At 30.1% G+C, this 22,634-nt stretch carries 26 protein-coding genes and 1 pseudogene; 20 read left to right on the forward strand and 7 right to left on the reverse strand.

What is annotated here, in order from left to right:
• Positions 1–6 precede the first annotated feature (6 nt).
• Positions 7–996: a FecR family protein gene (locus BST83_RS16120; protein WP_104810666.1), complete on the reverse strand. Its 990-nt coding sequence runs from the start codon at positions 994–996 to the stop codon at positions 7–9.
• Between the two features lie 69 nt (positions 997–1,065).
• Positions 1,066–1,629, reverse strand: coding sequence for an RNA polymerase sigma factor (locus BST83_RS16125; RefSeq protein ID WP_104810667.1), 564 nt, complete (start codon positions 1,627–1,629; stop codon positions 1,066–1,068).
• 245 nt (positions 1,630–1,874) lie between these two features.
• Between BST83_RS16125 and BST83_RS21565 the strand changes: the two are divergent.
• The 18 genes and pseudogenes from BST83_RS21565 to BST83_RS16205 form a co-directional block, all read left to right on the forward strand.
• Positions 1,875–2,245, forward strand: a pseudogene (locus BST83_RS21565) (AAA family ATPase); the annotation flags it as partial.
• A gap of 63 nt (positions 2,246–2,308) precedes the next feature.
• The gene (locus BST83_RS21570) at positions 2,309–2,758 is read left to right on the forward strand and encodes an AAA family ATPase (protein WP_367889200.1); all 450 of its coding nucleotides are present in this window, start codon (positions 2,309–2,311) and stop codon (positions 2,756–2,758) included.
• Positions 2,759–2,833: 75 nt separating this feature from the next.
• Complete coding sequence (locus tag BST83_RS16135; protein ID WP_104810668.1) at positions 2,834–3,703, forward strand: DUF58 domain-containing protein; 870 nt, start codon at positions 2,834–2,836, stop codon at positions 3,701–3,703.
• 7 nt (positions 3,704–3,710) lie between these two features.
• Entirely contained in the window at positions 3,711–4,625 is a 915-nt protein-coding gene (locus BST83_RS16140; protein ID WP_104810669.1) for a hypothetical protein, read from the forward strand.
• On the forward strand, positions 4,612–5,619 hold the full coding sequence (locus BST83_RS16145; RefSeq protein ID WP_104810670.1) for a vWA domain-containing protein: 1,008 nt from the start codon (positions 4,612–4,614) through the stop codon (positions 5,617–5,619). Before BST83_RS16140 ends, BST83_RS16145 begins: the two co-directional genes overlap by 14 nt.
• A 99-nt stretch (positions 5,620–5,718) precedes the next feature.
• Positions 5,719–6,021 (forward strand): four helix bundle protein, encoded by a 303-nt coding sequence (locus tag BST83_RS16150; protein ID WP_302849494.1) that lies wholly within the window; start codon positions 5,719–5,721, stop codon positions 6,019–6,021.
• Positions 6,022–6,055: 34 nt separating this feature from the next.
• Positions 6,056–7,102, forward strand: coding sequence for a vWA domain-containing protein (locus BST83_RS16155; protein WP_146092185.1), 1,047 nt, complete (start codon positions 6,056–6,058; stop codon positions 7,100–7,102).
• A 3-nt stretch (positions 7,103–7,105) separates the two neighbouring features.
• A complete protein-coding gene (locus BST83_RS16160) occupies positions 7,106–7,918 on the forward strand; it encodes a tetratricopeptide repeat protein (protein WP_104810671.1) in 813 nt (270 codons plus the stop codon).
• A 21-nt stretch (positions 7,919–7,939) separates the two neighbouring features.
• A complete protein-coding gene (locus BST83_RS16165) occupies positions 7,940–9,709 on the forward strand; it encodes a BatD family protein (RefSeq protein WP_104810917.1) in 1,770 nt (589 codons plus the stop codon).
• Between the two features lie 91 nt (positions 9,710–9,800).
• Positions 9,801–10,559 (forward strand): tetratricopeptide repeat protein, encoded by a 759-nt coding sequence (locus BST83_RS16170; RefSeq protein ID WP_104810672.1) that lies wholly within the window; start codon positions 9,801–9,803, stop codon positions 10,557–10,559.
• Positions 10,560–10,609: 50 nt separating this feature from the next.
• Positions 10,610–10,915: a hypothetical protein gene (locus BST83_RS16175; RefSeq protein WP_240614794.1), complete on the forward strand. Its 306-nt coding sequence runs from the start codon at positions 10,610–10,612 to the stop codon at positions 10,913–10,915.
• Positions 10,916–11,000: 85 nt separating this feature from the next.
• Positions 11,001–12,593: a SulP family inorganic anion transporter gene (locus BST83_RS16180; RefSeq protein WP_104810674.1), complete on the forward strand. Its 1,593-nt coding sequence runs from the start codon at positions 11,001–11,003 to the stop codon at positions 12,591–12,593.
• A gap of 6 nt (positions 12,594–12,599) precedes the next feature.
• Positions 12,600–13,388, forward strand: coding sequence for a universal stress protein (locus BST83_RS16185; protein ID WP_104810675.1), 789 nt, complete (start codon positions 12,600–12,602; stop codon positions 13,386–13,388).
• A gap of 13 nt (positions 13,389–13,401) precedes the next feature.
• Positions 13,402–14,031: a carbonic anhydrase family protein gene (locus BST83_RS16190; RefSeq protein ID WP_104810676.1), complete on the forward strand. Its 630-nt coding sequence runs from the start codon at positions 13,402–13,404 to the stop codon at positions 14,029–14,031.
• 46 nt (positions 14,032–14,077) lie between these two features.
• A complete protein-coding gene (locus BST83_RS21575; RefSeq protein WP_367889182.1) occupies positions 14,078–14,260 on the forward strand; it encodes a DUF2490 domain-containing protein in 183 nt (60 codons plus the stop codon).
• 49 nt (positions 14,261–14,309) lie between these two features.
• Positions 14,310–14,705: a DUF2490 domain-containing protein gene (locus BST83_RS21580; RefSeq protein ID WP_367889183.1), complete on the forward strand. Its 396-nt coding sequence runs from the start codon at positions 14,310–14,312 to the stop codon at positions 14,703–14,705.
• Positions 14,706–14,801: 96 nt separating this feature from the next.
• Positions 14,802–16,664, forward strand: a complete 1,863-nt coding sequence (locus tag BST83_RS16200) for a SulP family inorganic anion transporter (protein ID WP_104810677.1) — start codon at positions 14,802–14,804, stop codon at positions 16,662–16,664.
• Between the two features lie 80 nt (positions 16,665–16,744).
• Entirely contained in the window at positions 16,745–17,116 is a 372-nt protein-coding gene (locus tag BST83_RS16205; RefSeq protein WP_240614795.1) for a carbonic anhydrase, read from the forward strand.
• A 242-nt stretch (positions 17,117–17,358) separates the two neighbouring features.
• Here BST83_RS16205 and BST83_RS16210 read toward each other — a convergent pair whose 3' ends face one another.
• Positions 17,359–17,883: a CvpA family protein gene (locus BST83_RS16210; RefSeq protein ID WP_104810678.1), complete on the reverse strand. Its 525-nt coding sequence runs from the start codon at positions 17,881–17,883 to the stop codon at positions 17,359–17,361.
• Between the two features lie 81 nt (positions 17,884–17,964).
• Here BST83_RS16210 and BST83_RS16215 point away from each other — a divergent pair, with 81 nt between their 5' ends.
• Positions 17,965–18,324: a hypothetical protein gene (locus BST83_RS16215; protein WP_104810679.1), complete on the forward strand. Its 360-nt coding sequence runs from the start codon at positions 17,965–17,967 to the stop codon at positions 18,322–18,324.
• Here the strand turns inward: BST83_RS16215 and BST83_RS16220 are convergent.
• A complete protein-coding gene (locus tag BST83_RS16220; RefSeq protein ID WP_104810680.1) occupies positions 18,321–19,118 on the reverse strand; it encodes an SDR family oxidoreductase in 798 nt (265 codons plus the stop codon). The genes BST83_RS16215 and BST83_RS16220 overlap by 4 nt on opposite strands.
• 102 nt (positions 19,119–19,220) lie before the next feature.
• Between BST83_RS16220 and BST83_RS16225 the strand changes: the two genes are divergently transcribed.
• Positions 19,221–20,591: a TlpA family protein disulfide reductase gene (locus tag BST83_RS16225; RefSeq protein ID WP_205853597.1), complete on the forward strand. Its 1,371-nt coding sequence runs from the start codon at positions 19,221–19,223 to the stop codon at positions 20,589–20,591.
• Between the two features lie 3 nt (positions 20,592–20,594).
• Here the strand turns inward: BST83_RS16225 and BST83_RS16230 are convergent, their stop codons facing one another.
• From BST83_RS16230 to BST83_RS16240, 3 genes are read right to left on the reverse strand one after another with little or no spacing between them, the layout of a single operon-like run.
• Complete coding sequence (locus BST83_RS16230) at positions 20,595–20,954, reverse strand: YraN family protein (protein WP_104810682.1); 360 nt, start codon at positions 20,952–20,954, stop codon at positions 20,595–20,597.
• A gap of 28 nt (positions 20,955–20,982) precedes the next feature.
• On the reverse strand, positions 20,983–21,987 hold the full coding sequence (locus BST83_RS16235; protein WP_104810683.1) for a S66 peptidase family protein: 1,005 nt from the start codon (positions 21,985–21,987) through the stop codon (positions 20,983–20,985).
• Positions 21,977–22,597 (reverse strand): hypothetical protein, encoded by a 621-nt coding sequence (locus BST83_RS16240; RefSeq protein WP_240614796.1) that lies wholly within the window; start codon positions 22,595–22,597, stop codon positions 21,977–21,979. Before BST83_RS16240 ends, BST83_RS16235 begins: the two co-directional genes overlap by 11 nt.
• Between the last annotated feature and the right edge of the window lie 37 nt (positions 22,598–22,634).

Genomic DNA, 22,634 nt, shown 5'->3' on the forward strand with positions numbered 1-22,634 from the left:
TTACACCTATTTCTTCCTGATAATTAAGCTATCACCTTTTTTTATTATAATTACATCAACTGATTTTTCAATGGCTTTTATACAGATATCGATATTTTTGCTAGGTACCGCTCCTGTTATCAAAGTGTTTTTACTTTTCTCATCTTTAAAAACGATAGAATAACCATAGTTTTCCTCTATTTTTTCCATTGCTTTTTCCAAAGATAGGTTTTCAAATAATAAAGAACCGTTTTTCCAAGAAGTTTTTATGATTGGGTTTAAAATATTTTTGTCTTCTAAAATTTTATTTTTCTTTGATGAATAAGAAATATAACCACCAGGAATCATTTTTTTATCATCACCATTTTTAAATTTTAACCAAATATTACCTTCTTCTAAGTATACGTCTGTTTTTTTCTTTTTGGTATTCACGTTAAATGAAGTACCGTAAACTTCTAAAGACAAGTCATCTGTTAAAACCCAAAATTTTGCATTAGTTACTACTTTTTTATCAACTTGAAAAAAAGCTTCACCAGTAAGCCAAACTTTTCTGCTTTCATTTTTATAATACGATAAACTAGAGTTTGAGTTTAGAGTAACGTCACTACCATCTTGTAATTTTATATTTAGGATTTCACCAAAATCTGTTTTATGAGTAACCTTATCATCACTATTTGTGAAATAAAAACTTAAAGAAATTAATAAAAGAATGGATGCTGCAGCACTAAATTGTCTTAAAAAACGAACTTTTCTTTTTGGCGCTATTTTTTTTGCTTGAATTTTAGCTTCTAATTTTTTCCATTCAAGTGCAACTTTTTCTTTATTAACAAACTTTTTATCAAAAGAAAAACCCAAAATAAGGTCTTTCGCTTTGTTCACTATTTCTTCCTTATCAGGATTATTTGCAATCCAAAATTCCCAAAAATTTATGTCTGTACCATTATTTTGTAATGCCCAATTTTCAAAAGATGCGTCTTCTAAAAAATCATTAATGGTATTATATTTTTTCTTACTCATTTTAATTATATCAATGTAATTATATAAGGGTATTTTTATTTTTTTATACTCTTAATTATATGTTAAAGCCTAATTAAATAATTTTATAATGGCCACTTCTTCTTTTAAACTCTTTATTGCCTTATGAAGTGTATTTAATACGCTTTGATAATTTACACCCATAATTTCTGAAATTTCTTTCGCTTTTAAGCCGCTATAGTATTTTAAATAAATAGCTTCTTTTTGTCTTTTTGGCAACTTGTTTAATAACTCTGAAAGATTTTCATTCTTAAACCTCTCTGTTTCTTGATTTGTTAATAATTCTTCTGGTGTAAATTTAAGGTCTACTATAGTTTCATCAGAATAATCGCTATATTTTAATTTTGCGTTTTTTTTCATCATCTTCAATAAAAAACGTCTGTAAGATGTAAAAAGATAAGGAGCAATAGTTTCTAAATCACTTAAACTTTCTCTGTGCTCATAAACATACAAGAAAAAATCTTGCAAAGAATCTTCTGTAATGGTAACATCTTTTGAAATTTTTAACCCATAACTATGTAATTTTGGATAAAAGCTTTCAAAAAGTACAGAAAATGCATTTAAGTCTCCTTCTTTTAATGATTTCCAAATAAATTTATCTGTAAATTTTTCCATTTATGATTTTAGAGATTACAAAGTTTTCAAAAATAGTGAAAAAATATCCAATTATCTTTAACCAAAATTTAACAAGATTAAAATTGTTAATATTGTAGCTTTGTTGGTCGAAAAAATTGAATACTTAATAAATATTATATATGGATGTAGATGTAAGAGCTATTAATGAAAAAATCGAAAGAGAAAGTGCCTTTATAGACATTCTTACTTTAGAAATGAATAAAGTAATTGTTGGGCAAAAACAAATGATTGAAAGTTTGTTAATCGGTTTACTTGGTAATGGACATATTTTGCTTGAGGGCGTGCCTGGTTTGGCCAAAACTTTAGCAATTAATACTCTTTCTAAAGCGGTACAAGCAAGTTTTAGTAGGGTACAATTTACACCAGATTTATTACCTGCAGATGTTGTTGGAACCATGATTTACAACATGAAAGTAAATGATTTTTCTATTAAAAAAGGTCCCATTTTTGCGAATTTTGTATTAGCCGATGAGATAAACAGAGCGCCTGCAAAAGTGCAATCTGCGTTGTTAGAAGCAATGCAAGAACGACAAATTACAATTGGTGATACCACTTTTAAGTTAGACGAACCTTTCTTAGTAATGGCACCCAAAATCCTGTTGAACAAGAAGGAACCTATCCTTTACCAGAGGCACAAGTTGATAGATTTATGCTAAAAGTGGTTATCGATTATCCAAAACTACAAGATGAACAAATCATTATGCGTCAGAATTTATCTGGAGACTATGCAACCGTGAATCCTGTAATATCCGTAGAACAAATTTTAAGAGCAAGACAAGCTGTGAATGAAGTTTATATGGATGAAAAAATTGAAAAATACATTTTAGATATCATTTTTGCAACACGGTATCCAGAAAAATATAATTTACCTAAATTAAAGGATTTAATCAGTTTTGGAGCTTCTCCTCGTGGAAGTATCAACTTAGCAAAAGCTGCGAAATGTTATGCTTTCATCAAACGAAGAGGCTATGTAATTCCGGAAGATGTTAGAGCAGTCGTTTTTGATGTTTTACGCCACAGAATAGGAATTACCTATGAAGCGGAAGCAGAAAATGTAACTTCTGTAGACATTATTAACGCAATTATTAATGAAGTTGAAGTACCTTAATCAATTATCAATAAACAATTATCCGCATACAATCTAAAACTGATAATTGATAAATGTTAACTGACAATTGAAACCATGGATACTAAAGAGATACTTAAAAAAGTTCGTAAAATAGAGATTAAGACACGACGTTTGTCTAATGATATTTTTGGAGGAGAATATCATTCTTCATTTAAAGGACGTGGTATGACTTTTTCTGAAGTACGACAATATCAATTTGGTGACGATGTTAGAGCGATTGATTGGAATGTTACTGCGCGTTACAACGAGACTTATGTAAAAGTTTTTGAAGAAGAACGTGAATTAACGATGTTATTAATGGTCGATATTTCTGGTTCAGAATCTTTTGGAACAGCTACACAATTTAAAAAAGATACAGTTACAGAAATTGCGGCAACTCTTGCTTTTTCTGCCACTCAAAATAATGATAAAGTAGGATTAATTTTATTTTCTGATGATATTGAGTTATATATTCCGCCGAAAAAAGGAAAAAGTCACGTATTAAGAATTATCAGAGAATTAATTGAATTCAGACCAAAAAGTAAAAAAACGGATATTTCTGTAGCTTTAAAATTTTTATCAAGTGTGATGAAAAAAAGAGCGATTGTTTTTATGTTATCAGATTTTATTGATGATGATTATGAAAAAACATTAAAAATTGCTGCGAAAAAACACGATTTAACAGGAATCAGAATTTTTGATAAACACGATGAAGAAATTCCGAATTTAGGAATGGTGCAAATGTTAGATTCAGAAACGGGTGCTGTTCAAATGGTAAATACATCCTCAAAAACCATCCGAAGAAATTACAAGGCAAATGCTTTACGTTTAACAGATTATTATATCAATACTTTTAAAAGAAGTGGCGCAGGCACGATTAACACTAGAGTTGATGAAGGGTATATTAAAAAATTATTAGGCTATTTTAAACACAAAGGAAGATAAGCAAAAAATGAAAAAATACATTTTACATATTTTTTTACTGATAACAACCATCACTTTTGCTCAACATCCAAAAGTAAAAGCTCAAATTGAAACTTCGCAAATTAGAATAGGTGAACAGTTTAATTTAAAAATTTCTGTAAATGAAATTGACAATGTTATTCTGCCAAAATTAGTCTTAAAAGGCTTAGAAGTTATTGATTCTGTAAAGGTTGATACGCTTAATACTATGCTTATTCAAAAGTATGTTTTAACTGGTTTTGATAGTGGTGCATATTACATTCCGCAGCAACAAGTATTTATCAGAAATCAAGCGTATTTAACAGATTCTTTATTGATAAATGTTGCTACAGTTGCAATAGATACTACAAAAGTTAAAAAGTACCCCATAAAAACCATCAAAGCAGAACCGTATACGTTTGATGATTTTAAAATCTATATCTACCTTTTATTAGCAGCTTTGGCAATCATAGGTTTTTGGATTTATTGGTTTGTTATCAGAAAAAGAAAAATTGAAGAAGATAAACCTACTTATAAAGTTTTGCCTCCTTATGAAGAAGCTATTTTTAAATTGAATGAATTGGATGAAAAACTATTATGGCAAAATAATAAAGTTAAAGAATATTATAGTGAATTAACAGAAATTGTTCGTGGTTATATTGAACGCGAATTAAAAGTGCCCGCTTTAGAAAAAACTACGGATGAAATTGTAGAAATGTTAAAAGATTTTAATGAAGCACAAACCATAAATACATCGAAAGAAACCATTAAAAAACTAAAAGAATTATTGCAAGAAGCAGATTTAGTAAAGTTTGCCAAATCAAAACCTTTGTCGTTAGAAATTGAAGAGGACAGAAAAGATGCACAAGACATTATTAGTAATTTAAAACCTAAACCAATTAAGAAAGATGATGAATTGGAATAATTTTGAATTTCTAAATCCGGAGTTTTTGTGGCTGTTGATTTTAATTCCGCTTTTAGCCGTATGGTATTTCTTTATGCGCAAAAAAGATGTTGCCGTTTTAACCATACCAAGTGTTAAAGGTTTTAAAGCAACAACCTCTATTTTGTCGAAATTAAAACCCGTTTTATCCCTTTTAAGAATCTTAGCGTTGGCGGCAATTATAGTTGCATTGGCAAGACCAAGAAATGTTTCTGTAAGTAAAAAGACAAAAACAAACAGAGGTATAGATATTGTAATGGCTATTGACGTTTCGGCAAGTATGTTGGCAAGAGATTTAAAGCCAAATAGGTTAGAAGCGCTTAAAAAAGTAGCTGTAGATTTTGTTGATAGAAGACCAAATGACAGAATCGGGATTGTAGTTTATGCAGGCGAAAGTTTTACGCAGACACCTATTACTAGTGATAAAAACATTGTAAAACGTACAATCTCTGAATTAAAATGGGGACAACTTGAAGGCGGAACAGCGATAGGAATGGGTTTAGGTTCTGGAGTGAACAGATTAAAAGAAAGTAAGGCAAAATCTAAAGTGATTATTTTATTGACAGATGGTGTTAATAACTCTGGTAATATTGACCCGAGAACAGCTACAGAACTCGCCAAAGAATTAGGTATAAAAGTCTACACTATAGGAATAGGAACCAACGGAATGGCTGATTTTCCTTGGAGTAAAGACCCAAGAACTGGTCAATTAAACTTTAGAAAGCAACAAGTAGAAATTGATGAAGCTTTGCTAAAAGAAATTGCAAAAGAAACACAAGGAAAATATTTTAGAGCAACAAACAATACATCCTTAAAAGAAATTTATGACGAAATTGATAAGCTCGAAAAAACAAAAATAGAAGAATTTAAATATTACAATTATCAAGAAATGTATAGAGACTTAGTCTTTTTAGCTATTGGTTTTTTACTGTTAGAATTTATATTAAGAAACACATTATTTAAGAGTTTTATTTAAAAACGTGTAATTGTGTAATTGTAAAACAATAATTGTATGTATACTTTTTCATTTGAAAAATCAGAAGTTTAAAAAGAAGCAATTTAGATTTCTAAAGACATTTATAAAGTAACTTCTACTTTTCCTGATAAAGAAAAATTTGGACTAATTAGTCAAATAAGAAGATCAACAAATTCTATTGGAGCCAATTTAGCAGAGGGTACATCAAGAATTAAAAATACAGATAAAGCACATTTTACAACCATTGCATTTAGTACAACAATGGAAGTTTTAAATCATTTAATAGTATCAAAAGAATTAGAATTTATTTCTGAGAATGATTATTTAAAGTTAAGGGAAAGAATTTATAAAATATCGAATATGTTGAATGCCTTAAGAAAGTCCCAGTTAAAAAACAATTAAACGCATAAACGATTAAACAATTACACAGTATAAAATGTACAAATTAGAAGAACCAATTTATTTTTATCTCCTAGCAATTATTCCTGCAATGCTTGTTGTTTTTCTGTTGGTTTTATGGTGGAAAAAAAGAACGCAACGTAAATTCTCTAATCCGGAATTGCTTAAAAAATTAGCCCCAAATTCATCCACATTTAAATCAACCTTAAAATTAATAATGTTGCTTTTAGGAGTTGCTTTTTTGGTGATTTCTTTAGTAAACCCAAAAATGGGATCTAAGCTAAAAACCATAAAAAGAGAAGGTGTAGACGTTGTTTTTGCGTTGGATGTTTCTAAAAGTATGTTAGCCGAAGATATTGCGCCTAACCGATTAGAAAAAGCAAAACAAATCATTTCAAAAATTATAGATCAATTAGGTAGTGATCGAGTTGGTATTATTGTGTATGCTGGTAATGCGTATCCACTTTTACCAATAACAACAGATCATGCGGCTGCAAATATGTTTTTGCAGAACGCAAATCCAGATATCGTTTCTAGTCAAGGAACCGCCATAAATGAAGCATTAGAATTGGCTAAAACGTACTACAACGACGAAGAACAAACCAATCGGTTTTTAGTTATTATTTCTGATGGTGAAGATCATCAAGAAGAAACCAAACAAGTGGCACAAGATTTGTCCAATAAAGGTATAAAGATTTATACCGTTGGAGTAGGTACAGAAAAAGGAGCCCCAATACCAATGCGCGACAGTGGCTCTATGATTGGCTACAAAAAAGATAATAGCGGCGAAACTGTAATTACAAAGCGTCAACCTACTATTTTAGAAGAAATTGCAGAAATTGCAAACGGGCAATATATTGACGGTAATGTTACCGAAAATCCTGTAAAAGAAATTTCTGATATTATTGCAAACGCTCAAAAAAGCGAATTTGAAACCAAGCAATTTTCTGATTATAAAGATCAATTTCAATGGTTTTTAGGAATTGCAATTTTATTTTTAGTCTTAGATATTTTCTTATTTGATAAGAAAACAAAATGGTTAAGAAAGGTCGATTTATTTAATGAAGAAAAAGCAAAAAAATAAACCATGAAAATATTACAAAACATACTTATTTTATGCTTGATGTTTTTATCATCAACAAAAATACTTGCCCAAAAAGATTCTATTGCATTGCAGCGAAAAGCTAGAAGTATGGTAAGAGATGGCAATCAATTATATCAACAAAAACAATATACAGATGCTTCTGTAGCTTACAAAAAAGCATTAGAAAACAGCGCTAATTATGACAAAGCAAGTTATAATTTAGGCAATGCCATGTATCAAAATAATAATTTTAAAGAAGCTGCTCCTCAATATGAATTATCAGCAAAAACAGCCACAGACAAGTTTACAAAAGCAGAGGCTTACCACAATCTTGGTAATTCTATGATGGAAACTAAAAACTTTCAAGGTGCGGTAGATGCTTACAAAAACTCGTTAAGAAACAACCCGAATGATGATGAAACGCGTTACAATTTAGCGGTTGCTCAAGAATTGTTAGAGAAGGAAAAACAAGATCAAAAAGACGATAAAAACAAAGATAAAAAGGATAACAAAGATCAAGATAAAAAGGACAAAGACGATCAAAATAAAGACAAAAATAAGGATAAGAAAGACGGCGACGATAAGGATAAAAAGGATGATAAAGATAAAGACGGCGAAGGTGATAAAAAGCCAGATCCTAAAAATGATGATAAAAAAGATCCGAATGAAAAGCCTAAACCTCAAAAAGGAAAAATGTCTCCGCAGCAAATTAAACAATTGCTGGAAAGCTTAAATAACGAAGAGAAAAAGACGCAAAAGAAAATGAATGCAGAAAAAGCGAAAGGCGAAAAAGTACAACAAGAAAAAGATTGGTAAATTTGATGTTTTAAGATGGCGATGCAATTGAAACTTTACACATGTGTTTTTATAAGTTTACTATCATTTACAATTCTTGCACAAGATGCAGAATTATCAGTAGATGTTAGTAAAAATAAACTGGGCTTAAACCAGCGTTTACGAATTGAATTTTCAATAAACAAACAAGGCGCAGATAATTTTACGCCACCAAGTTTTAGAGATTTCAAAGTAGTTCAAGGTCCGAGTCAGTCTGTGAGTCAGTCTTGGATAAACGGCAAAGTAAGTTTTTCACAATCTTACACGTATATTATTGAACCTAAACGAAAAGGAGAGCTTATTATTGATGCTGCAAGTATAAAATATAATGGCGGCATTTTAAATTCTAAAATAATGAAAATAATTGTTTTAGATCCAATTGATATTCCAGAAAACCCAAATGATCCAGAATATATTGCGCAGCAAAACATCCATTTAGTTGCAGAGGTTTCTAAAAATCAACCTTTTGTGGGCGAAGGAATTTATGTAGAATACAGATTGTATGTAAGCGAAAACGTAAGTGTTTACGATACTTCTGTAACGGAAGCACCGCAATACAATGGTTTTTGGAATCAAGATATTAAAATTGAGGGTTTTCCTGTAAAAATCGGAAAATACAATAATGAAAACTACAGGTATATTGTACTTCAGAAAGCATTATTAATTCCTACAAAAACAGGAAATCTCAATATTGATCCTATGAAAATGGATATAGTTATTGGAGTTCCTTCGGGAAGAGCAGACTTTTTTGGGAATGTAATTACAAAAAATATCAAAAAGGAATTTGCTTCTGCTAAAAAGATAATCAGTCCTAAAAGTCTTCCTTTAGAAGGAAAACCAGAGAACTTTACAGGTGCTGTGGGTACTTTTTCTTTTGATGTTTCTCTAAGTAAAAATGATTTAAAAGCAAATGAGTCTTCGCAAATTAAGGTGGCTGTTTCTGGAAAAGGAAATCTAAAGTTATTTGAATTGCCCGTGATTGAAACTCCCGCGGAATTAGAAAAATATCAACCAGAAAGAAAAGAAAGTGTAACCGTTAAGCCCGACGGAATTTTTGGCTCTGTTACAGATGTGTACACCATTGTACCTCAATACAAAGGCAAATATAAAATACCAAATACTACTTTTTCCTTTTTTAACCCTACAAAAGAAAAGTACGAAACAATTGCCACAAATGATTTATATGTTGAAGTTTTAGAAGGGAAAGAATTAGTAACAAATTCTAGTAGCGACGCAAACTCTATCCAGAAACAAAACGTTATTTCTACCGGAAATAATTTTAGATATATTCTAACCAGCAGCAATTTTGAAGCTAAAGAAAGTAGCGATTTTTATCAATCTAACTTATTTTATTTATTGTTATTATTGCCTTTAATTGCAATTCCAATAGGAATCGTCATCGCAAAAAATAATGAAAAACGAAATAGTGATGTTATTGGTCGAAAACAACGAAAAGCAGAAAGATTGGCTAAAAAGTATTTATCCGAAGCACAAAAACAATTGGGTAAAAAAGAGGCTTTTTATGAAGCTTTAGAGCGTGCGCTACACAATTATTTAAAAGCGAAATTAAGCATCGAAATTGCGGATATTAGCAAAGAAAATATAACTCAGATTTTACAACAAAAAAAGGTTGATGAGCCAACAATACATCAATTTATTGATGTATTAAAAGCTTCGGATTTTGCGCGTTATACGCCAATTACAAATACAGAAATGAAGGAAGAATTTGAAAGAGCAAAACAAGTAATTGTACAATTAGATAAACAATTGTAAGTTAAACCATCATTAACCTAGTACGTAAAAAATCTCATACCTTTACCAAGCGAACGATTAAATATTAAAATAGTAATTATTTTTTATTCGAATGAAAAAAATCTTATTTTTAGTACTGATAATTGCAAATACAATCGCTGCACAAAATGCAAATGATCTGTTTTCGTCAGCAAATGATTTGTATAAAAACGAAAAATTTGAGAAAGCAATAGAACGCTATAAAGAAATTGAATCTCAAGGTTTAATATCATCAGAATTGTACTATAATTTAGGAAATTCTTATTACAAATTAAATAAAGTTGGGCCATCTATTTATTACTTTGAAAAGGCTTTAAAAAAGAATCCTTTAAATGAAGATGTAAAAAATAATTTAATTTTTGCAAAACGTTTAGCTCTCGATAAGATTGAAGAATTGCCAAAAACAGTATTTCAAAAATTTAATATTAATTACCTACAACAACTCTCTTACAATCAATGGGCAATTGTAATTATTGTGTTTTCTGTTTTGGGTAGTTTACTGTTTTTACTGTTTTATTTTGCCGATACTCCTTTTATAAAACGGTTCTATTTTGTAACAAGTTCGCTAAGTTTTATTCTTTTAATTACAGCTTTAATAATAACATTTAATCAGTATTCAATTTCTAAAAACAACAAAGAAGCGATTGTTTTTGCTGAAGAAACAGAAGTTAGAAATGCGCCAACTTTTAACTCGGAAGAAGTGTTTACTTTGCACGAAGGCACAAAAGTTTTAGTTTTAGATGCAATTGATAGCTGGAAAAAGATTAAATTAGCAGATGGCAAAATTGGTTGGATTATTGCTGATGATATAAAATTATTAAGCACTTTTTAACACGTTTTTCAAAAACCTTTCTTATTTTTACTAAAAACCAAAAAAAATCATTGAAAGTTATAATTGCCCTTTTTTTTACTTTACTATTTTCATTTCTATTGATTACGCCTACAGTAATTAGTTTGATTGATGATATTCAAGATATTGCTTTTTTTCTTGATATCAATGAAGAAGAAGAAGAGAATAAAGGAAAAGGAGCTGCTAAGGATTTAAAAATAAAAATTCATGCAACAGAAAATTTTTGTAACTTATTATTGATTGGAATTCAAAAAAAGAAAAATGTACGTTTTCAGTCTAAAAACTACCTTTCAGAATATCCAAAAAAAACAACTCCACCCCCAGAATTACTGTCATAACCTATCGTTAATTAAGACAAGTTAAATCATCTTTTAAATTTAAAACACTCTAAATAAAATTATTTAGAGATAAAATTATATATATATGTTTAAATATATTAAAAACGATTTACCTGCAAGTATTGTAGTGTTTTTCGTAGCATTACCCTTATGTTTAGGGATTGCATTAGCAAGTGGAGCACCTCTTTTTTCTGGGTTAATTGCAGGAATTATTGGAGGAATACTAGTTGGAAGTATAAGTGGCTCTAAGATAGGAGTCAGTGGACCCGCTGCTGGTTTAGCGGCAGTTGTATTAACAGCAATTGGCACCTTAGGTGGCTATGAAAACTTTTTAGTTTCTGTTGTCTTAGGAGGGTTTATTCAATTAATTTTCGGTTTTTTAAAAGCAGGAATTATTGGATATTATTTTCCTTCATCCGTAATAAAAGGAATGTTGACAGGAATTGGAATTATCATAATTCTAAAACAAATTCCTCACTTTTTTGGTTATGATGCAGATCCGGAAGGAGATTTCGCTTTCTTTCAAGTAGATGGTGAAAACACCTTTTCAGAAATTATCAACACTATAAACAACATTAGTTTAGGGTCTACTTTAATAGGTGTTATTGGTTTAGGTATCTTATTACTTTGGAGTAGTATTTTATCAAAAAAAGGTAAAATTTTTCAATTAGTACAAGGGCCACTAGTAGCTGTTGTTGCGGGTATTATTTACTTTTTTGTAACCGCATCTAATTCTAAATTTGGCATTAGCGCTTCTCATTTAGTAAATGTTCCTGTGCCAGATAATTTAGATTCTTTTATAGGTCAATTTAGTTTTCCTAATTTTAGTGCAATTACAAATCCAGATATTTGGGTTATAGCATTTACTATTGCTTTAGTAGCAAGTTTAGAAACTTTATTATGTGTGGAGGCTACAGATAAATTAGATCCGCATAAAAATGTAACACCTACAAATAGAGAATTACTAGCTCAAGGAACAGGAAATATTATCTCTGGTCTTATTGGTGGTTTGCCAATTACGCAAGTAATTGTTAGAAGTTCTGCAAACATTCAATCTGGAGGAAGAAGCAAAATGTCTGCAATTATTCACGGTTTCTTTTTATTAATTTCTGTTATTTTAATTCCTACTCTATTAAATAAAATTCCTTTATCCGTTTTAGCAGCAATTCTATTAACTGTTGGTTATAAATTAGCAAAACCTGCCCTATTTAAAAAAATGTACGAATTAGGTTGGAAACAATTTATTCCTTTTACAGTAACTGTTTTAGGTATTGTATTTATAGATTTATTATACGGAATAGGCTTAGGACTTTTAGTAGGTATCATCGTTATTTTAATGAAAAGTTACCAAAACTCTCATTTTCTCCATATTGAAGATAAAAGTAATGGAAAACATAAAATAAAAATGACACTTGCAGAAGAAGTCACCTTTTTTAATAAAGGAGCCATTCTAAAAGAATTAGATAGTTTGCCAAGAGATACTTTTTTAGAAATTAACTTAATGACAACTAGATACTTAGATCATGATATTATAGAAATACTTGATGATTTTACATTTAAAGCTAAAGAAAGAAATATTGATATCAAATTGGTTTCTAAACGAGGTATTATAGAAAACCCCTCGAGTTTTATTGAGTTCTTTGAATTAAGACCAAAATCAAGTATTAGTTTAAGTTAAAATGTCATGAAAATAAATAAATATAATATATTAGTACTTTCAGATTTAAACAAATCTACAAGTAAAATACTAAAAAGCAGTGTAAGTATTGCTAAAATACTAAATGCAGACATTAACCTTTTCTATGCAAAAAAACCAATAGAAGTTGTTGAAAAAGAAAGTCAATTGTCTGCAATGAGAACTATAAATAAGGAATATTTTTCTATCGATAAAAATATAAAAAGCATAATAAGTCCTATATCAAAAAAATATAATGTAACGATTAATCACGCCTTTACAATAGGAAATATAAAAAACGAAATAGCTAAATATATTGACAAAACCAAGCCAGATATCATTTTTTTAGAGAAAAGAAAACCTAAAGTTCTAAGCTTTTTTGGTGATAATATCATACAATTTATCCTTGAAAAACACAAAGGAACAATTATAATTACTGATAATAAACATAGTTTAGAACCAAATAAAGAACTTTCTTTAGGTTTATTTAATGATACAACACCTAATGGCGAGCTGATAAAAAACATTATAAATTCTACCCAAAAGCCTATAAAGGCTTTTAATATTGCGAACAATTCAGATCGTTTAAATAAAGAAACATTTTTAAAAGACTCCAAAACAGTTGAATATATTTTTAGCAAAGGAGATAATGTTTTAAAAAACATTTCTAATTATCTAATAAAAAGCAATGTTGATTTACTTTTTGTAAACAGAGAAAAAAACAATTCTAACTCAATAAACCCGAGCATTAAAGATGTAATAAACAAACTTAATTGCTCACTTATTTTAACAACTTAAAATACCAATATTTATGAAAGCACATACAAGAGAAACACAAGCAACAATGACGCCTCAGAAGTCACTACAATATTTACAAGAAGGAAACCAAAGGTTCCAAAACAACCTAAAAGCCAATAGAAATCTTTTAGAGCAAGTAAACGACACTAGTGATGGGCAATTTCCTTTTGCAACCATTTTAAGCTGTATAGATTCTAGAGTATCCGCAGAATTAGTTTTTGACCAAGGTTTAGGGGATATTTTTAGTGTAAGAATTGCAGGAAACTTTGTAAATGAAGACATTTTAGGGAGCATGGAGTTTGCTTGTAAATTAGCAGGCACTAAATTAATTGTAGTTCTTGGGCACACTGCATGTGGTGCAGTAAAAGGTGCCTGTGACAATGCCAAAATGGGTAACTTAACTAAGTTACTTGAAAAGATTACCCCCGCAGTAAACGCTGTTACAGAACCTAAAGACTTCAGTTTAAGGAATTCAAAAAATTTAGAATTTGTGGATGCTGTTGCCGAAAAAAATATTCTTTTAACCATTGATAGAATTCATAATGAATCTCCAATACTCAATGAAATGGAGAAAAATGGAGAAATTAAAATTGTAGGTGCTATGTATGATATCAATATAGGAACAGTAACCTTTATTGGATAAATTTAAGCTTTAAAAAAATATAATATTAAATACAATTAAAAAGACAGTGTTAGTAGCAATACTTTTACTGCCTTATATTACTTTGAGCCAAAACAATGATTTTGGAAATTGGCTTATTTATATTGGAAATAATAAATTAAATTCCAAATGGAGCATTCATAACGAAGTACAATACAGAAACCACAATACAATTGGCGACTTAGAACAACTATTGATAAAAACTGGTTAAGTATAAACCTTTAATAACAAGAAAAACAATGTGCTATTAGGATACGGATATGTTTTATCAGAAAATTACATCTCTAATTCTAACAATAAAGCAACATCGTATTTTTCAACAATTTACTGCTATTCAAACTTTTGGTAAAGTTAAGTTAGGTCATCGTTATCGATTTGAACAACGTTTTGTAGAATCTAATTTCAAGATGCGTTTTAGATATTTTTTATCTCTAAATATTCCAATAAATATTATGGAAAATAACAAGTATTATTTATCAGCTCACAACGAAATATTTTTAAACACAAAAACTTCTGTTTTTGACAGAAATAGGCTTTATGTTGGTATTGGGTATAATATAAATACAGAAATATGGATTGAAGTAGGTCATATGAACCAGTTCTTTGAAAGATCAAGTAGAGACCAATTAAATATAATAACCTTTGTAAATTTCTAATTTAAAAAGGTAACATTAAATAGTCTTAGACTTTTTAATGTTAAACTTTTTTTTTGAACAAAGATTAATTAACTTACCTGCTTTTAAATACTAAACATGAAAAAACTTTTTTCAAATATAAAAGGTGACGCTTTTGGCGGTATTACTGCTGGTATTGTAGCGCTACCTTTAGCTTTAGCATTTGGGGTTTCATCTGGTTTAGGACCAAGCGCCGGTTTGTATGGCGCCATCTTTATCAGTTTCTTTGCTGCTCTTTTTGGAGGAACAAGTACACAGATTTCTGGACCGACTGCACCAATGACGGCGGTAAGCATGGTGGTAGTTGCCGGTATTGTTGCTGCTAATGATGGTGATCTTTCTAAGGCTTTACCTGCCATTTTAACGGTGTTTTTGTTAGCCGGCCTTTTTCAAATTGTTTTAGGGGTAATAGGTCTAGGAAAATATATTAGATATATTCCATATCCAGTTGTGTCTGGTTTTATGACCGCAATTGGAGTAATCATTTTACTAACACAAATTTTACCCTCTGTAGGTTATTATCCAAAAGAAGATACAGAATTTGTAAATACATTTAAACCACAAGCAGAAGAGGTTATTTTAAGAAATATATTAAAGGATGAGGCTAACGAAGGAATTTTAGTTTTAGAAAACTTTGAAGAAACGACTATAAGAGGAAATAAAATAACTACTGAAGATATAGCGATAGAATCCCAAACTTTAGCGGCAAAAGAAACTTCCGGAGCTTTAGGAGCAATTAAAGCGTTTCCAAGAGCGATTCAAAATATAAATTTACTAGAGCTTTTATTAGCACTGGGAACTATTATTATCATCTACGGATTCAAGCGGATAACAACTAAAATTCCGAGTACACTCGTTGCATTAATTGTAATGTCTGGAATTGCAGTTGGTTTTAGTTTAGAGTATAGAACTATTCAAGAAATACCTAGTGGAATTCCGCAAATTAGATGGGAAATATTTTCGGGATTTACTTTATCAAGCCTTACTCCTTATGTTTTTACAGCTTTAACATTAGCGCTTTTAGGAGCAATAGATTCGCTCTTAACAAGTGTTGTTGCAGATAACATGACAAAAACAAAACACAAGCCCAACAAAGAATTGGTGGGTCAAGGAATAGGAAATAGTCTCGCTGCTTTGTTTGGCGGAATTCCTGGTGCAGGAGCAACTATTAGAACGGTTGTAAATATTAATGCAGGTGGAAAAACAAAGCTTTCTGGAATGATTGCTGGTATTCTGTTACTAATAATTATGCTAGGTTTAGGACCTGTTGCATCTAAGATTCCTGCTGCAGTTTTAGCCGGTATTTTAATTACAGTAGGTATTGGAGTGATGGATTATAAAGGATTAAAAGCAATACCAAGTTTACCAAAAGACATTAAAATAGGACCTTTTAAAGTAAGCTCAGAAGTGTTAATTATGGTAGTGGTTTTAATTCTATCTACTTTCTGGAATTTAGTGTATGCGGTTGGAATTGGTCTTGTTATCGCATCACTAATGTTCATGAAGAAAATTGGAGATTTAACAGCAGAACGATCAGGTATTAAAACTTTAAAAGAAGAAGCTTGGGCAGATGAACTAGGTTTTTCTACTAATTTAAAAGAAAAGGTTTTTATTAAACATATTAAAGGACCCTTATTCTTTGGATCAACAAGTGATTTTCAGGCGCTTTCTGAACAAATTCCAGATACCGCAAAAACGGTTATTATGCGTTTAGGAAGGATGCAATATATGGATCAGTCTGGTTTATATGCAATGGAAGATATGTTACTAGGATTAAAAACTAAAAATATCGAAGTTTTATTCGTAAATTTATTAAAACAGCCCAGATATATGATGGAACGGATTGATATCATTCCAGATTTTATTCCAAAAGAACACATTTTTAAATCTTTTGATGAATGTGCAAATTGGATCAAACAAAATATAAAAGACAAAAATTAAACTTAAAAAATACTTTATTATACCACATAGAAATAAAGCAATAACAAAAGAAGCACAAGACCAATTAACAGTAATGAACGTTGTTACAAGATTTAATTGAAGGTAATTCTGATTTTATAAGAAACGAAGTGTATACTATAGATCATAAAGCGTTAATTTATAAGACAACCGATGGTCAGCACCCAAAAGCAATCGTGCTTTCGTGTATAGACTCTAAAGTTCCTGTAGCATTAATCTTTGATCAAACAATCGGAGATGCTTTTGTTGCTAGAGTTGCTGGTAATTTTAAAAATACTGATATTTTAGGAAGCATCAAATATTCTTGTAAAGTTGCAGAAAGTAAATTAGTTTTTGTTCTAGAACATGAAAGTTGTGTTGTTATTAAATCAGCCTGTGATCATGTTAAACTAAAAAACATTAATGTTTACTCTAAACATTCAGCCAACAGTTAAATTATATGAATACAAGTGAAAGGGAAACACAAGTATTCAAATAATGAGTTTGTTGTCAAAACTACTGAAAAAAATGTTCGAATAACAAAACAACGAATCAGAGAAAAAAGTCCGATTCTAAAAAAATAGAAGATACCGGAGAAATTAAAATAATTGGTGATGTTTAACATATTAGTAGTGCAAAAGTTACGTTACTGCAAACTAGTTTATAAACCTAAAGGGTTGCAACTGTAAGCCTTTTTTTATTTAGTTACTTTTATTGATGTTTTACCCTCTTTATCTTCTTTTACAATTGATGGAAACAAAGCAGGAGCAATCTTTTTTACAGGACTGTAAAGAAAAGATTCATCTAATGTTTTTTGTTCTAAAAATGGAATTGTATTGTTTAGGCTGCCAAAAAAAGTAAAAATCACACTTAAAATTAAAGCTATTTTTAAGGTTCCAAAAATACCTCCTAAAAGTTTATTCAACATTCCTAAAGCAGCAACATCTGCAATTTTGGTTAAACCTTTTCCAATCAAAATTACCACAAGTACTACCGTTATAAAAGTAACTACAAATGCTACAATTCTGTTGGTTTCGTCAGACCAATCTATGTAGCTTGTATTTCCTAAATAGACTTCTATATAATGTGCATAGTGAATGGCCACAAACACACCAGCAATAATTGCCATTAAAGAAGCAACTTCTGCAAAAAAGCCTTTCATAATACCTCTTACAAAAGCAAAAAGCAGCAATGCACCAATAATGATATCGAAAGTATTCATTCCAAATAGTTTTTGTAAATCTACATCATATTTTTAAAATTTAAAAATGGACAGTGTATCTTTGCACTTCAAACAGTTTTTATGACAAAAGTTAGTAATTTAAAAGAAAAGTGGGAATATTTAGTTACAAAACTAACCGATGATTTTTCGGAAGGAGAGGAATTAAATTTAGACGGAATAGTCTATTTAATTGGCGTGCAAGAGCTGGGGCAGGGTCATAGAGAGTTTAAAAAGGACGAAAAAGTAAACCTGATGCATATTGCAATCTGCAAGTTATTAGAGCCTTACGGATATTATGAATTCGATTTTTTTGATCAGGATGGCTGGCCACATTTTAAAACGCTTACAGAATTGCCAAATTTAAAAGGCGGTGAACAAACTGTTTTAATGAAAGACGCTATTGTTTCTTATTTTGAGTCTTTAGAGTATTTTGAAGATTAAGTAACACTAAGTTTACGAATCATTTTTGAGAGTAACTTCGGATAGAAGCGTTTTACATACACCCCTAATTTCTCTTTTACACCGGCAATATAGACCTCCTCTTTTTTGTTTTGAATCGATTTTACCATTAATTTAGCAAAACGTTCTGGAGCAATTCCGTTAGCAGTCGCAGCATCCATTTTTTGTTGTGGAGTTCCGTTTCCTGTTAACGCATTTTTAGAAACATTTGTGTTTACAAACCCCGGACAAACTAATGTTACAGCAATATTATCTTGATAATGTTCTGCCCGTAAACTGTCAAAAAAACCATGCAAAGCGTGCTTACTTGCTGCGTAACTTGATCGCAAAGGAGTTCCTATTTTACCAACAATACTTGTCGTTACTACAAAATGGCCGTTTTCATTTTTAATGAAATGTGGTAAAACAGCTTTCGATAAAGCTATAGTTCCTAAATAATTAATATCCATAATTCGTTTGTCCACAGAAATTTGAGTATCTTTAACAAAAGATCTTTGACTGACTCCGCCATTATTTACCAAAATATCAATTTTGCCAAAAGCAGCAATAGCTTCATCAACTTTTGATTGTAAATTTGTGTAATCCTCTAAATCTAGCAAAACTATTTTTACATCATCGGGGTTTTTACAAAGCTTTTTAACCAACGCTAACTCTTGGTTTTTTCTTGATGATAAAATCAGCTTCGCATTTTGATTGGACAACTCTATTGCCAAAGCTTTTCCTATCCCTGAAGAAGCGCCAGTTATCCATATTATTTTATCAGAAAAACAACTCATAATTAATTTATATTTAACGTTACAATATACTTAAATTGATACATAAATAGTACATTTGATGCGTTTTTTGAACATAAAATTCAGAAAACAAAATATAAAAAAATGATGAAAAATATTCTTTATTTTATCCTATTTATCTCCTCTATAACAAATGCGCAACATTTTATAAAAGGTGCTATGAACCCAAAAATAGACAGCGATTGGGTCATTTTATATAGAATCGAAGGCACAAAGCAAGTTTTTGTTGGCAACACGACTATAAAAACAGATTCTATTGCGGTTAATGGAAAAAAACAAGCGGTTGGTCGTTTTGAGTTTACACTAAAACCGCAAGCAAAAGCGGGTGCATATAGAATTAATTACAGAACTGAAGGTGAAGGGTTTTTAGACTTTTTTTACAACAAAGAAAACATTTCATTTACTTTTAACCCAGATTCTCCAGAGCAATCTGTTACGTTTTCAAAATCATCAGAAAATAAGTTGTACAGGGAATATATAACAGCGATTTCTACAGCACAGGGGAAATTAGATTCTATACAAATTGCAGCGGTTCAAAACCCAAAATCAAACTTAAAAACGGCCTATAAAAATGCTTATAAAAAGGTAAATACCATTCAAAATAAATTCATAGAGACCTCAAAAGAAAAGTATATTGCTCCGATTATAAAAGCTAGTGTTCAAAATAATTCTGCCGAGATTCTAACTTCTGTAGATGCATATCTTTTTAACATTAAAAATACATTTTTTGACAAATTAGATTTTTCTAATAAAACCCTATTAAATTCTTCTTTTTTAACAGATAGAATTGTGTCTTACGTCTTTTATATTAATTATTCTGATGACAATAGAACTCAACAAAAACTATATAAAGAATCGATAGAAACAGTACTTTCTAAAATTAAAAATCAGGCTTATAAAAGAGATATTATTGAGTTTTTAATAGTGCAATTTGAAGGCTATAAAAATTTAGAAATAATAGATTATCTATTTGAAAATAAATACAATAAACTACCAGAAATTTTACAGAATCAAAAATTTAAAGTAGAAAAAATAGCTTTATTTGCTACTGAAATTGGTAGAATTTCGCCAGATTTTTCTTGGAAAGAAAACGGAAAAACTTTAAAGCTTTCAACTTTAAATGATGCAGAAAAATATGTCTTGGCTTTTTGGAGTACAAGTTGTTCTCATTGCATGCGAGAAATGCCGCAGCTACACACCTATTTAAAAAACAAGAAGAGTATAAAAGTAATTGCTTTTGCTTTAGAAGATGATGCTTTTGTTTGGGAAAACTATTCTAAGACCAATTTATTCGGTTGGCATAACGTGTTGGGTTTAAATAAATGGCAGAATGAAACTGCTAAAACCTATCAAATTTTTTCTACACCAACTTATTTTGTGTTAGATAAAAATAAAAAAATTATTGCGAAACCGGATGAAATAGAGGATGTAAAAGAATATTTTGACACTAAATAACTATCAAAAATGAAAAAAAGCATTTTCTAAATGTTCAATTTTTGTCTTGTTTTTTTGATGGATAATCGCAATAATATCAAAACGAACTTCTACATCTAAGTCTCTTTGAACTACATAATAATCAATTGCAGAAACTAATAGTTTTATCTTTTTGGGGGTAATAAAATCTTGCGGATTTCCAAAATAATCAGAACTTCTTGTTTTAACTTCCACTACTAGTAAAACATCTTTTTTTCTGGCAATAATATCTACTTCGGCTTTTAAATAACGGTAATTTTTTTCTAAAATTTTGTAGTCATTTTCAATTAAGAAATCGATTGCTAATTTTTCTCCTTTTTTACCAAGTTCGTTGTGCTCTGCCATTTATTAGTATTCATTTTTCATGACTAATTTACTTTAAAAACTTTAAAGTGGACTGCTCAATGCCAGTTCCAATCGTTAACAAAACTTTACTGCCAAAAATCAAAGCTCTATTATCTGGTTCATGACCTGCCGGAAAATTAAATAAAACAGGGATATCTTTTGGCAAAACATCCAAAATTAATTGTTCTATAGAACTTCCCCATTCTGTTGAGTTTGCTTTAATTCTTGACATGTCACCAACAACCACCGCTTTTACTTTGGTAAAATATCTAGCACGTTTTAAGCTTTGTAACATTCTATCTACAGCATATTTATATTCTCCAATCTCTTCAATAAAAAGAATTTTTTCATCCGTATTTATTTGACTTTTAGAACCTAACATAGAGGCTAAAATAGAAATATTCCCACCAATAATTTGACCTTCCACAACTTGCCCAGATTTTCCCGAAATGCCAACGCGGTTATATATTGATGATGGAATTGAATACGCAATTTCTTCGCCAAAAAGCGCCTTTTTAAATGATGAAATTGTTTCAATAATATCCTCTGGTTTCTCACCTAAATTTGTGCCCATCATCCCATGAATTGTTTCTACTTTTAAAGTATGAATATGAGTGTGAAACGCAGTAATATCCGAATAGCCAATAACCCATTTTGGACTATTTTTAAACTTCGTAAAATCAAGTTTATCTAAAATTCTAACAGAGCCGTATCCGCCTCTTGCTGCCCAAATTGCTTTGATATTTTTATTGTCTAAAGCTTCTTGAAAATCCTGAGTTCGTTCGTCATCTGTACCAGAAAAATGATTATTCTGATTAAACAAATTTTTACCTAAAACAACTTTTAATCCCCAACTTTCTGCTAATTCTTTTGCTTTTTGAATCGTTTCTTCCTTGTTTTTTAAAATTCCTGCGGGTGCAATAATTGCTATAGAATCGCCAACTTTTAAATAGGGAGGTGTTTTAAATTTCTTTTGAGCAAATGCGGATGAAAAAGTCATCAACAATAAAAAAGGGATTACATTATTTTTCATTCTCATATATTTTGTGCCAACCTAATCCAAATGTTAAGCCTAAACCAACATACGATTTTTTAGCAATGTTTGCGTATAATTTAAATCCAAAAGATCTTCCAAAACTTGTTGGTTTACCAACCGGAATTAATCCGTAAAAAATTCTAAATCTTTCCTTTCTTGGTTTAAAAAAGCTCATTCCTATTTCTAAAGGGAATCCTGCAAAGGTATCCTTTGTTTTAATTTTACCATTCACATCTTCATTTATATTGTAAGAAATTCCGCCAGAAAAGTGATACGCCAATCCGTCTTCAACATGCCTTTTCCCATATAGTAAAGCATATTCCGTTGTTGTATTACTTACAATAGAAATTGGAATAAAAAGAAACCAATCTATTTTATCAATACTCGTAGTTTCTGAAGTTCTAAAGGTGTACAAATCATTTTTTAATTGATAATTAAGATTCAAACCAACCGTAATTGCAGTTTTTCCTGTATTTGAATATCCAACAAGGAAATCGCCAAATACAATTGGATTGTCTTTTCCTTTTATAGAATCTAACTTTTCTTGCGCAATTGTTGATGAAAATATCATCAAAAATAAAGTACTAATTAATATTCTTCGATTCAAAATAAATCAATTTTCTAATGCCTAACAAACCAAATAT

The sequence above is a fragment of the Polaribacter filamentus genome (genome assembly GCF_002943715.1).
Taxonomy (GTDB): Bacteria; Bacteroidota; Bacteroidia; order Flavobacteriales; family Flavobacteriaceae; genus Polaribacter; species Polaribacter filamentus.

What these genes read in the sequence shown, in the direction of transcription:
- BST83_RS16120 (WP_104810666.1), bottom strand. Translation starts at nt 996, where the DNA reads ATGAGTAAGAAAAAATATAATACCATTAATGATTTTTTAGAAGACGCA.
- BST83_RS16125 (WP_104810667.1), bottom strand. Translation starts at nt 1,629, where the DNA reads ATGGAAAAATTTACAGATAAATTTATTTGGAAATCATTAAAAGAAGGA.
- BST83_RS16135 (WP_104810668.1), top strand. Translation starts at nt 2,834, where the DNA reads ATGGATACTAAAGAGATACTTAAAAAAGTTCGTAAAATAGAGATTAAG.
- BST83_RS16140 (WP_104810669.1), top strand. Translation starts at nt 3,711, where the DNA reads ATGAAAAAATACATTTTACATATTTTTTTACTGATAACAACCATCACT.
- BST83_RS16145 (WP_104810670.1), top strand. Translation starts at nt 4,612, where the DNA reads ATGAATTGGAATAATTTTGAATTTCTAAATCCGGAGTTTTTGTGGCTG.
- BST83_RS16155 (WP_146092185.1), top strand. Translation starts at nt 6,056, where the DNA reads ATGTACAAATTAGAAGAACCAATTTATTTTTATCTCCTAGCAATTATT.
- BST83_RS16160 (WP_104810671.1), top strand. Translation starts at nt 7,106, where the DNA reads ATGAAAATATTACAAAACATACTTATTTTATGCTTGATGTTTTTATCA.
- BST83_RS16165 (WP_104810917.1), top strand. Translation starts at nt 7,940, where the DNA reads ATGCAATTGAAACTTTACACATGTGTTTTTATAAGTTTACTATCATTT.
- BST83_RS16170 (WP_104810672.1), top strand. Translation starts at nt 9,801, where the DNA reads ATGAAAAAAATCTTATTTTTAGTACTGATAATTGCAAATACAATCGCT.
- BST83_RS16180 (WP_104810674.1), top strand. Translation starts at nt 11,001, where the DNA reads ATGTTTAAATATATTAAAAACGATTTACCTGCAAGTATTGTAGTGTTT.
- BST83_RS16185 (WP_104810675.1), top strand. Translation starts at nt 12,600, where the DNA reads ATGAAAATAAATAAATATAATATATTAGTACTTTCAGATTTAAACAAA.
- BST83_RS16190 (WP_104810676.1), top strand. Translation starts at nt 13,402, where the DNA reads ATGAAAGCACATACAAGAGAAACACAAGCAACAATGACGCCTCAGAAG.
- BST83_RS21580 (WP_367889183.1), top strand. Translation starts at nt 14,310, where the DNA reads ATGTTTTATCAGAAAATTACATCTCTAATTCTAACAATAAAGCAACAT.
- BST83_RS16200 (WP_104810677.1), top strand. Translation starts at nt 14,802, where the DNA reads ATGAAAAAACTTTTTTCAAATATAAAAGGTGACGCTTTTGGCGGTATT.
- BST83_RS16210 (WP_104810678.1), bottom strand. Translation starts at nt 17,883, where the DNA reads ATGAATACTTTCGATATCATTATTGGTGCATTGCTGCTTTTTGCTTTT.
- BST83_RS16215 (WP_104810679.1), top strand. Translation starts at nt 17,965, where the DNA reads ATGACAAAAGTTAGTAATTTAAAAGAAAAGTGGGAATATTTAGTTACA.
- BST83_RS16220 (WP_104810680.1), bottom strand. Translation starts at nt 19,118, where the DNA reads ATGAGTTGTTTTTCTGATAAAATAATATGGATAACTGGCGCTTCTTCA.
- BST83_RS16225 (WP_205853597.1), top strand. Translation starts at nt 19,221, where the DNA reads ATGATGAAAAATATTCTTTATTTTATCCTATTTATCTCCTCTATAACA.
- BST83_RS16230 (WP_104810682.1), bottom strand. Translation starts at nt 20,954, where the DNA reads ATGGCAGAGCACAACGAACTTGGTAAAAAAGGAGAAAAATTAGCAATC.
- BST83_RS16235 (WP_104810683.1), bottom strand. Translation starts at nt 21,987, where the DNA reads ATGAAAAATAATGTAATCCCTTTTTTATTGTTGATGACTTTTTCATCC.